Below are 13,074 nucleotides of genomic sequence, written 5' to 3' on the forward strand. Positions count from 1 at the left end.
TAATTAATTTTTGATTAATATAAATCTATTAGAAAAAATAATTACTTTTTTTAAAAAATAAATTTGAGAATTTTATATCAATTAGATATAATTTAATAAAGAAGCCAAGATGGAATAAGAGGATTCCCCAGATTCTGACCAATCAGAACTAGTAGAACCAGATTCAGAAGAACCGGAGTCATAATCATAATTATAATCATAATCTGAATAATGTCCATCATTGTATCCATCAGAATAACCATAAAAGTATGCATACATTAATTCTTCTTCACTAAGTTCTCCAGATTCATTACTTTTGGTTGGGGACTGTGAAACATGTTTAACTTCTTGATTTTGGTTAGATGTAGTATTATTTATATCTATGGTTTTATTCGTGATTATAATGCTGTTTACCATTGATTGTAAACTATCTAAATCAGGAGCTCCAACAATAATAAAAACACCAGTTGGATTATATGTAGCTATATATTTTGTATTTCCAGAAGCATGGTTTAACTTATAAATATGTAGTGCAGAATTATTTTCCACATTAAACCCTTTTGTGTCTTCAATAGCACTATTTTTATCAAGAATTCCTTTAAACATTCCTGCACCTATGCCTTGACTTAAATCTTGAGTATTTAGTTCACCAACAAAATATCCTTCGCTACTATTGACCATGTGGATGTTATTAACACTAGTTTGAAATTCAATGGATTTTGGTACCTCAATTGTAAATTTTTCAAAGGTTAATGTTTGAGTTTCATTATTGTTGAAAAATAAAAAATAACATCCACTAGCGATAACAGCTAGTAAAATTATAGTTAAAATTATTATTATAATTGATTTATTATTCAAATTAAACACCTTTAATAATTATATTATATAACTGGTGTTTATTAATTAATTGGTCTAAGTAGTAGTGTATTTATTAATCTCCTTATTGGGTGGTTGATAATAATTTGTTGTAATTTAATTCTAAATTGCTATAATTTTAAATACTATTTTAATACAATATACTATTTGGTGTGTTTTTTTTGGAATTTTTAAATTTTGATGTTGGTAAAAATCGTATATATTGGGTTGATTGGTTAAAAACTATTGCAATACTTGCAGTGTTGTTATTGCATTGTTCTTCAAAATATTTACTTCCGGAACTCGTATTTCAACCAAATTGGTATTGTGGTGTATTTTTTGAATCAATTTCCAGATTTGGAGTTCCTTTATTTATAATGGTTTCAGGATTTCTTATTTTAAGGAAAAACCAACCAATATCTTCTGTTCCTAAAAGACTTAAAAGAGTTTTTATTCCTTTTATTTTTTGGTTGATAATTTATGTAATAGCTAAATTTGTAATGATTAACCATTCATTTGATTTAATTCAATTAGGATATTTCATGGTTCAAGCAATATTGGATCCTACTATTGCTTCAATTGAGTTTTGGTTTGTTTACATGATTTTAGGATTATATGTATTTTCACCAATTATTACTACATGGTTACATAATACTGAAATATATGAAATAGAATATTTTTTAATTGTATGGGCTTTAATCTCATTTGTAGGATTTTCAAATGTTGATTTTTTATTATATGATTATTTAAAATATTTCACAGGAAGTATTGGTTATTTTATATTGGGATATTATTTGTATGTAAAACAAAAATCTATTTTAAAAAATAAACATTTTGGATTATTATTGTTTGTAATAGGAACATTAGTATCATTTTTAGGAACAATATTATCTTCTATGGCTATTGGTGAACAGTCTTTATTATTTTTTAATTTAGGGGATATTACTCCAAATGCATGTCTTCAAGCTATGGGGATATTTATAATAGTATCAAATACAGATTGGAGAAAATATTCTAAATCAATTAATAATGCAGTTGTTTATTTTAGTATTGCAAGTTATGGTGTTTATTTGGCTAATGTATTATTTATTAATATTTTAGATAAAATCATTTCATTTAATATTTTAGGTAATGCTACATTAACTATAATTGTGGAATGGATTATTGTATTTTTACTATGTAATATTTTTATTAGATTAATGAGTAAAATTCCAGTTTTAGATAAATTTTCTGGAATTTAATATTTTTTATTTTTTCATGTTACTTTTTAGTTTAAAAATGAGGAAAATTTATATAATTTTTAATTTAAACTTTATTTTAACTAATTAATTTAAGGTTAAATAAAATGTTTGAGATTAAAGCTAAAGATAATAGAGGGCGTGTTGGAGTTTTAAAAACTAATTCTGGTGATGTAAAAACTCCTAATTTAATGCCTGTTATTCATCCACGTAAGCAAACTATTGATGTTAAAAAATATGGGGCAGATATAGTAATTACTAATGCTTATTTGATTTATAAAGATGAAGATTTAAAAAAGAAAGCTGCAGATATTGGATTACATAAATTAATTAATTTTGATGGTCCAATTATGACAGATTCTGGTTCATTCCAGTTATCTGTTTATGGTGATGTGGATATTACAAATAAAGAAGTAATTGAATTTCAAGAATTGATTAAAACTGATATTGGAACAAGTTTAGATATTCCAACAGCACCTTTTGTAACTCGTGAAAAAGCTGAAGAAGATTTAAAAATAACTTTAAACAGAGCTAAAGAAGCTATTGATTATAGAAATTCTCAAGATATGAAAATGAAAATAAATTCAGTAGTTCAAGGTTCAACTTTTTTAGATTTAAGAAGGAATTGTGCTGATGAATTGACAAAATTAAACGCTGATTTGTATCCTATTGGTGCTGTAGTTCCTTTAATGGAATCATATCATTATAAAGAACTTGTTGATGTTGTAATGAATAGTGTAGCACACTTGCCAGATAATAAGCCTCGTCATTTGATGGGTGCAGGTCATCCAATGATTTTTGCTCTAGCTGTGGCTATGGGTTGTGATTTGTTTGATTCTGCAGCTTATATTTTATATGCTGAAGATGATAGGTTATTATCCACTAGGGGAACATATAAACTTGAAAACTTACAAGAAATGCCATGTTCTTGTGAAGTGTGTTGTAAATACACTCCTGATGATTTAAGAGCTATGCCTAAAGAAAAAAGAAGGGATTTAATAGCTCAACATAATTTAAATGTTTCATTTGCTGAATTAAGATTAATTAGGCAAGCTATTTATGAAGGTTCATTGATGGAGTTAGTTGAAGAGCGTTGTAGAGCACATCCTAATTTATTAGAAGCACTTCGTCAACTAGGTAATTACAATAAAGATTTAGAAAAATATGATCCTAGAAGTAAAAAATCTGCATTTTTCTACACCGGTCCAGAGTCTTTATACAGGAGTGAAGTTTTAAGACATATTCAAAAATTAAGACAAATGCCTAAAAAACGTGATTTAGTTATTTTACCTGCTTCACGTAAGCCATATAATAAATATATTTCAGGAAAACTTGGAACATTTTATGTGTATGGTAGTGAACAAGAATTGGATTTGGATAATACTGATTTTATGGTATTAGATGTTCCATTTGGACTTATTCCACTTGAAATTGATGAAGTATATCCATTAAGTCAAAATGAATCTCCTAGAACTTGGGATGTAAGTAGTTTAGAGTTTATTGAAGATTTCATGTCTGAATTTATAGGGTATTATGATCAAGTTTTGATACATTCTAATGTAATTAAAAAATTAGATGTTGAATTATATAATATTCATAGTCAGTCTGATGAAATTAGATATAAAAAAGATGATCTTAAAAAGATTAAAGCAATTGCTGACTATCAATTTGGTGTTGGAGTTGGTGATGAGTTATTTAAAGGCAATATAAATATAGAAAAAAGTAAAAAAACAGGTAAAATAAGACATATTTATGATGGCAAAACATTAATTGTAAATATGAGAGCTTCTGATAGTTTTTTAATTCTTTCAAAAGAAGGAGCAAAAAGACTTCATAATGCTACAAAATATCCTGAAAATAGGGTTGTAGTTAACAAAGACTCAGAACCATTTGCATTAGATGGAAAAAGTGTCTTTTCTAAATTTGTTGTTGAATGTGATGAGAATATAAGGGCTAAAGATGAAGTATTAATTGTAAATGAAGATGATAAATTACTTGCCTATGGTAAATCCTTATTAAGTGCTCATGAAATCACTGATTTCCAAACAGGACAAGCTATTAAAACACGTAAAGGAATGAAAAAATAGGGGTAAAAAGATGTCTGATAAAGTAAATACAGGTAATAATATTGAAGATAAAAAACTTATTAAAAATGCTAGAAAACCAGAAGGAAAATTAGGGCATGAAATTCTGGATAGAATGAATAAATCTCATGAAACAATGGCAAGGTGGGGAGTTAGTCATTTTAAGATTAATAAAAATGATAAGATATTAGACATTGGTTGTGGTGGAGGAAGAAATCTAGAACGTTTCTCAGCTGAAATATCTGATGATGGAAGTGTTGTAGGAATAGATTACTCTGAAGTAAGTGTTGAAAAATCAATAAAATTAAATAAACAAGCTATTGATGAAGGTAAAGTTAAAGTTTTACAAGGTTCTGTATCTGAAATGCCATTTGGGGATGAAAGTTTTGATATTGTAACAGGATTTGAAACAATTTATTTTTGGCCAGACTTTATAAATGACTTAAAAGAAGTAAATAGAGTTCTTAAAAAAGAAGGATTAGTATTTTTCTGTAATGAGGCAGTTTACAGAGAAGGTGAAATGGACAAATATGAGGATTTAATTGAATTGTTGGATATGAAAATTTATTCTGAAGATGTTTTAGAATCTGCACTTGCTGAAGCAGGTTTTAAGGATTTTCAGGCATTTATCAATGATGAAAATGACTGGATTTGTGTAACTGCAAGAAAAGTTTAATTATTAAAAACAATATAATATCATTTTTCAAATACTTCTAAGGTTAGATTATGAATAAAGTGCGAACAATTTTTGCAAATATGAGTTGGTTAATGGCTTCTCAAATTATTACAAGTGTTTGTGCTTTTATTTGGACTATTTTAACTGCACGTTACTTGGGAGTATCTGATTATGGTATTTTGGGAACTGCAACTTCTTTTTCTGTTATTGTAATTGTTGTTGCAGATTTAGGAGTCACTACTTATATTACGAGAGCTATTGCTGTTGATTATACTATTGAAAAAGAGTATTTAGGTAATGCTTTAGGTCTTAAATTGTTATTGTCAGTGATTTATTTACTTTTAACATTATTTATTTCGTTTATTTTAGGTTGGAATAATTATGTTATTTTAATAACTTTTTTATTTGCACTTGAAAATTTAATTAAATCATTTTACAATTTGTTTTTTGCTTCTTTTCAAGCTCATGAAATGATGAAGTATCAAGCTATTACAAATACTTTACTTAATGTGTTAACATTAATATTTATTGTTGTAATTTGTTTTACGAATTTTGGATTGCTTGGAATTAGTTTTGCATATATTATAGCTAATTTGATTGGTTTAGTTTATTGTGTTCTAGCATTAACTAATCATATTGTAGTTCCAAAAATTTTATTTGATTTTTCATTTTTTAAAAAATTAATCATTGCAGGCATTCCTTTTGCTTTAACTACTTTATTTTACACATTGTATTATTCTATTGACATGGTTATGATTACTCAATTTTCAACAACCTATGCAACAGGACTTTATAATTCCACGTATAAACTAATTAATGTTTTAACATTATTTTACACAATTTATTCAGCAGTTATTTTCCCAGTTATGAGTAAGCTATTTAAAAATGGAAAAGACATGTTGCGTCTTAGTTTTGTTAAATCAATTAAATATTTATCTATGATTACTATTCCATTAGCAGTAGCTACATTTTTCTATGCTGGTGATGTAATTTATTTATGTTATGGTAATCAATATGGGGAAGCAGATAGTGTATTGAAAATATTGGTGTGGACTGTTTGTTTCTTATTTATTAATGGTGCTTGTTCTATGATTTTAAACGCATCCCATAAAGAAACTTCTGTTACTAAAATTTATTCCCTAGCTGCTTTATTTAATGCAGGATTAAATTTATGTTTAATTCCATATTTCTCAGCGTATGGTGCTGCATTTGCGACTGTATTGACAGATGTCTTAATTTTAGTTTTAGAAATGTATATGATTAGTAAAATTAATCAACTTCCAAATAGACATCTAATTTTTGATTTAATCAAAATAATTATTGCATCAGTTATAATGGGTGGTGTATTCTATTTAGTTCACATGTCCTTATGGGTAGCTATTCCAGTTGGAATTATAGTTTATTTATTAGTCATTGTTCTTATAAGATTCTTTGATAATGATGATAAACTTATAATTAAACAAATTTTAGGTAAAGCTTAATATAGAAAACTGATATATATTAATCCTAGAAATTTATGAGTTTAATATTATGAGTAGAGTGAGAACTGTTTTTGCAAATATGAGTTGGTTAATGTTTTCCCAAATTATAACTAGTGTTTGTGCTTTTGTTTGGACTATATTGACTGCTCGTTATTTGGGAGTATCTGATTATGGTCTTTTAGGTACTGCTACTTCTTTTGCAACTATTTTTGGTGTTTGTGCTGATTTTGGAGTTACTACTTATATTGTTAGATCTATTTCTACAGATTTTGACTCTGAAAAAAAATATTTAGGTAATGCTATTGGTATTAAATTAGTATTAGCTTTATTTTATTTGGGAGTAGTATCATTAGCTTTATTTATACTTGGATGGGATAATTATACTGTTGTAATTTGTTTTTTATTTGCTGTAGAAAATGTAATTAAGTCATTTCAAACTGCAATGTATTCTTCTTTCCAAGCTCATGAAATGATGAAGTATCAAGCTATTACAAATACTTTACTTAATGTATTAACATTTATATTCATTATTGCTGTGACATTTACAAATTATGGATTATGGGGAATTACTTTTGCATATATTTTAGCTAATATAATTGGTTTAATTTATGCAACATTAGCTTTATCTAAAAAAATTATAGTTCCAAAACCATTATTTGATTCTAAATTTTGTAAAAAGCTGGTTATTGGAGGTCTTCCTTTTGCTTTAACTAGTTTATTTTATATGATTTATTATTCTATTGATATGGTTATGATTACTCAATTTGCAGGCACTTATGCAACAGGATTATACAATTCTTCTTATAAACTTATTAATGTTTTAACATTATTTTACACAATTTACACCTCGGTTATTTTCCCAGTTATGAGTAAATTATTTAAACAAGATGAGAATTTATTGCAGTTTAGTTTTGTTAAATCAATTAAATATTTATCTATGGTTACTATTCCAATAGCTATTGCCACATTTTTCTATGGTGGTGATGTAATATCTTTATGTTATGGTAATCAATATGGTGAAGCAGGTAACGTTTTAAAAATATTGATATGGACTGTTTGTTTCTTATTTATTAATGGTGCTTGTTCTATGATTTTAAATGCATCTCATAAAGAAACTGCTGTTACTAAAATTTATTGTTTGGCTGCTATATTTAATGTTGTTTTAAATTTAATTTTAATACCTCATTTTTCAGTTTATGGAGCTTCAATAGCTACTGTTATTAGTGAAATCTTAATTTTAGTTTTAGAATTGTATACAATTTATAAAATTAATCAACTTCCAGATAAACATCTTTTGGTTGATATTTTGAAAATTATTGTTTCATCTGTTGTTATGGGTGTTGTGTTATATATTCTCAATCTTAATTTGTGGTTAGCTATTCCTGCAGGTGTTTTAATTTATTTAATTATTATTATTGTTACTAAGACATTTGATAATCAAGATAAAATAATTTTTAAACAAATTATTGGGAAGTAGAAAATACCGAAAAGTTTATATACTATTATGACAAAAGTATAATTGTTGTTTGTTATGCGGTGTTAGTCCAGCCTGGTTAAGACTCTAGCCTGCCACGTTAGAGACCCGGGTTCAAATCCCGGACGCCGCATTTATGCAGTTGTGGTATAGTCTGGTTATTACTTGGGCCTTCCAAGCCTACAACCCGGGTTCGAATCCCGGCAACTGCATTTGTTTTAACTATTTTTCTTATTTTTTTTCTGATTTCTTATTATAATGGCTAATTTTTGTAGTTACTTTTATATAATACTTTTTATAAACATTAAATTACTAAAGTTAGTTTTCTAACTAATTTATTTAAAAATATTAAAAAATCTTGGTGATTTTATGGTAGGAATTGTTGGATATGGGGCATATGTGCCGTCATATAGAATAAAAGTGGAAGAAATTGCTAAAGTATGGGGAGATGATCCTGTTGCTTTATCTAATGGTTTAGTTGTAAATGAAAAATCCGTTCCTTCTGCTGATGAAGATACTGCTACTATTGCAGTAACTGCTGCTAGATATGCTCTAGCAAGAGCTCAAATTGATCCACAAAAAATAGGAGCTATTTATGTTGGTTCTGAATCACATCCCTATGCAGTAAAACCAACTGCAACTATTGTTGCAGAAGCTATAAATGCTACTCCTGTGTTAACTGCAGCTGATTTAGAATTTGCTTGTAAAGCTGGGACTGCTGGTATTCAAATGAATATGGGGCTTGTAGATTCTGGCATGGTTGAATATGGGTTAGCTATTGGTGCTGATACATCTCAAGGTGCACCTGGTGATGCTTTAGAATATACTGCATCTGCTGGAGGAGCTGCATATATTATTGGTAAAAAAAATACTCTTGCAGATATTGAAGAAACATATAGTTTTACTACTGATACTCCTGATTTTTATAGGAGAGAAGGACAAGATTATCCATCTCATGGTGGTCGTTTTACTGGTGAACCAGCATACTTTAAACATGTATTAAATGCTGCAAAAGGGTTACTTGAAAAAACTGATTCTAAAGTAGAAGATTATGATTATGCTTGTTTCCACCAACCTAATGGTAAATTTTACTTAAGAGCTGGTAAAAAATTAGGATTTACAGCAGAACAAATTAAACAAGGTCTTTTAACTCCTAATATTGGAAATACTTATTCTGGTGCAGTTCCATTGGCATTATCTAATATTTTAGATGTTGCAGAACCTGGCGATAAAATATTTGTTGTTTCATATGGATCTGGTGCAGGTAGTGATGGATTCACTTTAACTGTTAATGAAGAAATTAAAGAAAGAAGAGATTTAGCTCCAAAAACACAAGAAATAATTGATAGGAAACAATATGTTGATTATGCTGTTTATGCTAAATTCAAAGGCAAAATTAAAATGTAGGTGTAAAGGAGATTAATTATGAGAGATGTTGCAATTATAGGAGTTTCACAAACTAAATTTGGTGAATTATGGGATTCATCTTTTAGGGATTTAATCGCTGAAGCTGGTGTAAAAGCTATTATGGATGCTGAAGTTGAAGGGGACGATATTGAAGCGATGTATGTTGGAAATATGTCTTCTGGTTTATTTGTAGATCAAGAGCATATTGCTGCACTTATTTCTGATCATATGGGTCTTAATCCAATTCCAACTACTAGGGTAGAAGCAGCATGTGCATCTGGAGGTCTTGCATTAAGACAAGGAATTATGGCAGTTGCATCAGGTTTCCATGATGTGGTAATTTCTGCAGGTGTGGAAAAAATGACTGATGTTGTAGATGCTACTCCAGCTATTGCTACTGCATCTGATCAAGAATGGGAAGCACAACAAGGAGCTACTTTCCCATCATTATATGCAATGATTGCAAAAAGACATATGTATGAATATGGCACTACAAGAGAACAATTAGCTCAATTTTCAGTTGTTAACCATAAAAATGCTAAAAATAATCCAAATGCACAATTCCCATTTGAAATTAGTGTAGATAAAGTAATTAACTCTACTATGGTGGCTGATCCTTTAACACTTTTAGATTGTTCTCCAGTTTCTGATGGAGCAGCTGCAGTTATTATGGTTCCTGCAGAAGATGCTAAAAAATACACAGACACTCCAATTTATGTGAAAGCATCTGCACAAGCTTCTGGAACTATTGCATTACATAGTAGAAAAGATTTAACTACTATTGAATCAACTAAAGTAGCTTCTAAAAAAGCATATGAAATGGCAGGAGTTACTACTAAAGATATTGATCTTGCAGAAGTTCATGACTGTTTCTCAATTAATGGTCTTTTAGCTGTAGAGGACCTAGGATTCGCTAAAAAAGGTGAAGGTGGAAAAGCTATTGAAGAAGGTCAAACTGAAATTGACGGTGATTTCCCAATTAACCCATCTGGAGGTTTAAAAGCTCGTGGACACCCTCTTGGAGCAACTGGTATTGCTCAAGCTGCTGAAGTTGTATGGCAACTTAGGGGTGAAGCTGGTAAACGTCAAGTTGATGGTGCTGAAATTGGTTTGACCCATAATATTGGTGGTACTGGAGGTACTGCAGCAGTACATGTATTTGGAAGAGATCGTGATTAAATAATCATCTTTTCTTTTAAATACTTTAAAATATATATTATTAATTAAAAATATTTTTGGAGAGAGTATAATATGAAATTTAAAATAACCGCAGTAAATACTAAAAACCCAAGTGAAAAATTTGTTTATGATTTAGAAGGAGAATCTGTAGACAGTTTCAAATACTTTGATGAAGCTGAAGGTAAATTTTTCCATCCTAAAGAAGTAGTAAACAATAAAATGAGAGAAATTAACAACAATTTAATGTTAAATGATTCTCCTATATTTACTATTAAAAATGTTGGAGAAAAAGCTAATATGAAAGCTATGACTTTTGACATTGAAATTGAATCAATTGAATAAATTCTTTTTTTTATTTTAAGAGATTTATTTCTCTTTTTTTATGATTTTTATGGAAATTCCACTTTATTTTTATGAAGCTTTTAGAAATATGGATAGATTAGCTCCTGGAAGTGATGAATCTACTTTAAAAGCTATTAATTACATTGATTTTAATAGAGACTCTGAATTAAATATTTTAGATATTGGTTGCGGAGTAGGTTCTCAAACTTTATTATTGGCTAAATATTTTAAAAATTCAACTATTGAAGCTATTGATTTATTTAATCATTATTTAAAATGTTTGGATGAAAAAATAAATAAATATGATTTGGGAAATAGAGTTTATACTTGTCAAATGGATATGAATGATTTGGATTATCCTAATTGTGAGTTTGAAATAGTATTTAGTGAAGCTTCTGCATATATTATGGGTTTTAAAAAAGCACTTAAAGAGTGGAAACGTGTTTTAAAAGATGATGGTTATTTAATTATTTCAGAGTTATCATGGATTCAAAAACCATCATTTGAATCTAAAAATTTTTGGAAAACACATTATTCAGAAATTGATAGTATTGATAATAAAATAAATCAAATAAAAGAAGAAGGATATATATTTGTAGATTATTTTATCTTACCTAAAAAAGATTTTGAAAGTTATTATCATAATTTAAAAAGTAATTTAAAAGATTTAGACAATAATAGCTTTAAAAAAGATTTTAAAAAAGAAATAGATTTATATGAAAATAATAGTGATGATTATAGTTATGTTTTTTATATTATGAAAAAATCAGCTTATCAATAATTTCCATATCCAAGTTTTCTTCAACAATTTGAGCTAGTTTATTTAATGAATAATCTTTTTGTGTTTCATAAGGGTCTTCACCATATTTTGCTTCCAGACCTTTTTTTAGACGTAAGTAATTTAAAAATTCACGTCTCAAATTATAGTTGTGAAATATTCCATGGAAATAAGTTCCAAATATATTTCCATTACATGCTCCATCATACATGCCTTCATCATTATTTCCTTGTCCTTTTTCAACAATTAAGAATGGGCTTGTTTGTTTGCTGTGATTTATGTGTGTTGTACCTTCATGAATTTCATATCCTGTAACTTTCTCGCCAGCTATTTTGCTAAATATTTCACGAGCTATTCCAGATAACTCTTCTTTTTTAGGTATAAGTGCAATTGATTGGGTTACTATTTTATCTCTATGTTGAAATTTTGATTCAATATTTAATAATTTTAATCCTTCTATAGTTCCAACATCTGATTCTTTTTTATTATCATCATAAATCATGTTTCCAAGGATTTGATATCCTCCACAGATTCCTACAATTGGTATCTCTTTGGATTTAGCTATTATTTTGTCAGCTAATCCACTTTCACATAATGCTTTTATATCTTGTGTAGAGTTACGTGTTCCAGGTATTATAATAGCATCAATATCTTCAAGTTCATCATTGAGATTAATCATTTTAATTCCAACATCTTCCTCAAATTCAAATGGATCAATATCTGTAAAATTGGAAATTTTAGGAAGTCTTATAACACCAATAGTAATATCTTTATTTTCATCAAATACGTGTGTAGTTAATGATGCTGAATCTTCTTCAGGTAATTTTAATGTTTCATCATAAGGTAAAACTCCTAAAACTGGAGCACCAGTGATTTCTTCAATTCTATCAAGACCAGGTTTTAAAATATCTAAATTACCTCTGAATTTATTAATAACTGTTGCTTTTAAACGAGATCTATCATAATCATCTAAAAGAACATATGTTCCAGCAATTGCTGCAAAAACACCACCCATTTCAATATCAGCTATTAATATAACATTTGCATTAGTCATATGTGCAATTTCCATATTGGCTAAATCTTCTTTACGCATATTGATTTCAGCAGGTGATCCTGCACCTTCAATAATAATAATGTCATATTTTTCTTTTAAAATATTGAAACTTTCCTGAATAGCTTTATAAGCTATATCGTGATAGTCATGTTGATATTGGTAAAAATTCATGTCTCCAATGGATTTTCCTTGGATAATTACATTGGATGTAAAATTACCTTTTGGTTTTAAAAGAATAGGGTTCATATGTATACTTGGTTCAACCATTGCAGCTTCAGCTTGTAACATTTGAGCTATTCCAATTTCTCCATTTTCTTTAGTTGTATATGAGTTTAAAGACATATTTTGTGATTTGAAAGGAGCTACATTATATCCTCGATTTTTATATATTCTACATAATGCAGCTACAAGCATACTTTTACCAGCATTTGATGATGTTCCTTGAACCATTAAACATTTAACCATTAAAACCACTTTTATTTATTTTAAGATATAATTTGTTTTTAATATTTTATAAATGTTAATTG

11 protein-coding genes and 2 tRNA genes are annotated in these 13,074 nt (G+C 28.1%); 11 read left to right on the forward strand and 2 right to left on the reverse strand.

Going from position 1 to position 13,074, the window contains the following annotated elements; all coding sequences use genetic code 11:
* Positions 1-81: 81 nt before the first annotated feature.
* Positions 82-837 carry a hypothetical protein gene (locus Q0984_RS04345; protein WP_299524111.1) on the reverse strand — a complete coding sequence of 252 codons (756 nt, stop codon included), beginning with the start codon at positions 835-837 and terminating at the stop codon, positions 82-84.
* 179 nt (positions 838-1,016) lie between these two features.
* Here Q0984_RS04345 and Q0984_RS04350 point away from each other — a divergent pair, with 179 nt between their 5' ends.
* The 11 genes from Q0984_RS04350 (at position 1,017) to Q0984_RS04400 (ending at position 11,496) form a co-directional block, all read left to right on the forward strand.
* Positions 1,017-2,075: an acyltransferase family protein gene (locus Q0984_RS04350; RefSeq protein ID WP_365907013.1), complete on the forward strand. Its 1,059-nt coding sequence runs from the start codon at positions 1,017-1,019 to the stop codon at positions 2,073-2,075.
* 104 nt (positions 2,076-2,179) lie between these two features.
* On the forward strand, positions 2,180-4,159 hold the full coding sequence (gene tgtA, locus Q0984_RS04355; protein ID WP_299524117.1) for a tRNA guanosine(15) transglycosylase TgtA: 1,980 nt from the start codon (positions 2,180-2,182) through the stop codon (positions 4,157-4,159).
* A gap of 10 nt (positions 4,160-4,169) precedes the next feature.
* Entirely contained in the window at positions 4,170-4,832 is a 663-nt protein-coding gene (locus Q0984_RS04360) for a class I SAM-dependent methyltransferase (protein WP_299524120.1), read from the forward strand.
* 50 nt (positions 4,833-4,882) lie between these two features.
* Positions 4,883-6,313, forward strand: coding sequence for a flippase (locus Q0984_RS04365; RefSeq protein ID WP_299524122.1), 1,431 nt, complete (start codon positions 4,883-4,885; stop codon positions 6,311-6,313).
* Between the two features lie 49 nt (positions 6,314-6,362).
* Positions 6,363-7,790: a flippase gene (locus Q0984_RS04370; protein WP_299524125.1), complete on the forward strand. Its 1,428-nt coding sequence runs from the start codon at positions 6,363-6,365 to the stop codon at positions 7,788-7,790.
* Positions 7,791-7,846: 56 nt separating this feature from the next.
* Positions 7,847-7,920: transfer RNA gene (locus Q0984_RS04375), tRNA-Gly, on the forward strand.
* 5 nt (positions 7,921-7,925) lie between these two features.
* A tRNA-Gly gene (locus Q0984_RS04380) sits at positions 7,926-7,999 on the forward strand.
* A gap of 157 nt (positions 8,000-8,156) precedes the next feature.
* Entirely contained in the window at positions 8,157-9,194 is a 1,038-nt protein-coding gene (locus Q0984_RS04385) for a hydroxymethylglutaryl-CoA synthase (RefSeq protein WP_299524128.1), read from the forward strand.
* An 18-nt stretch (positions 9,195-9,212) separates the two neighbouring features.
* Positions 9,213-10,373 (forward strand): thiolase domain-containing protein, encoded by a 1,161-nt coding sequence (locus Q0984_RS04390; RefSeq protein ID WP_299524131.1) that lies wholly within the window; start codon positions 9,213-9,215, stop codon positions 10,371-10,373.
* 72 nt (positions 10,374-10,445) lie between these two features.
* Positions 10,446-10,715, forward strand: coding sequence for a hypothetical protein (locus Q0984_RS04395; RefSeq protein WP_299524142.1), 270 nt, complete (start codon positions 10,446-10,448; stop codon positions 10,713-10,715).
* Positions 10,716-10,764: 49 nt separating this feature from the next.
* The gene (locus Q0984_RS04400; RefSeq protein ID WP_365907018.1) at positions 10,765-11,496 is read left to right on the forward strand and encodes a methyltransferase domain-containing protein; all 732 of its coding nucleotides are present in this window, start codon (positions 10,765-10,767) and stop codon (positions 11,494-11,496) included.
* Here the strand turns inward: Q0984_RS04400 and cobQ are convergent.
* Complete coding sequence (gene cobQ, locus Q0984_RS04405) at positions 11,471-13,012, reverse strand: cobyric acid synthase CobQ (protein WP_299524146.1); 1,542 nt, start codon at positions 13,010-13,012, stop codon at positions 11,471-11,473. The two genes, Q0984_RS04400 and cobQ, sit on opposite strands and share 26 nt — an antisense overlap.
* Positions 13,013-13,074: the final 62 nt, after the last annotated feature.

It is taken from the genome of uncultured Methanobrevibacter sp. (genome assembly GCF_934746965.1).
Lineage (GTDB): Archaea > Methanobacteriota > Methanobacteria > Methanobacteriales > Methanobacteriaceae > Methanocatella.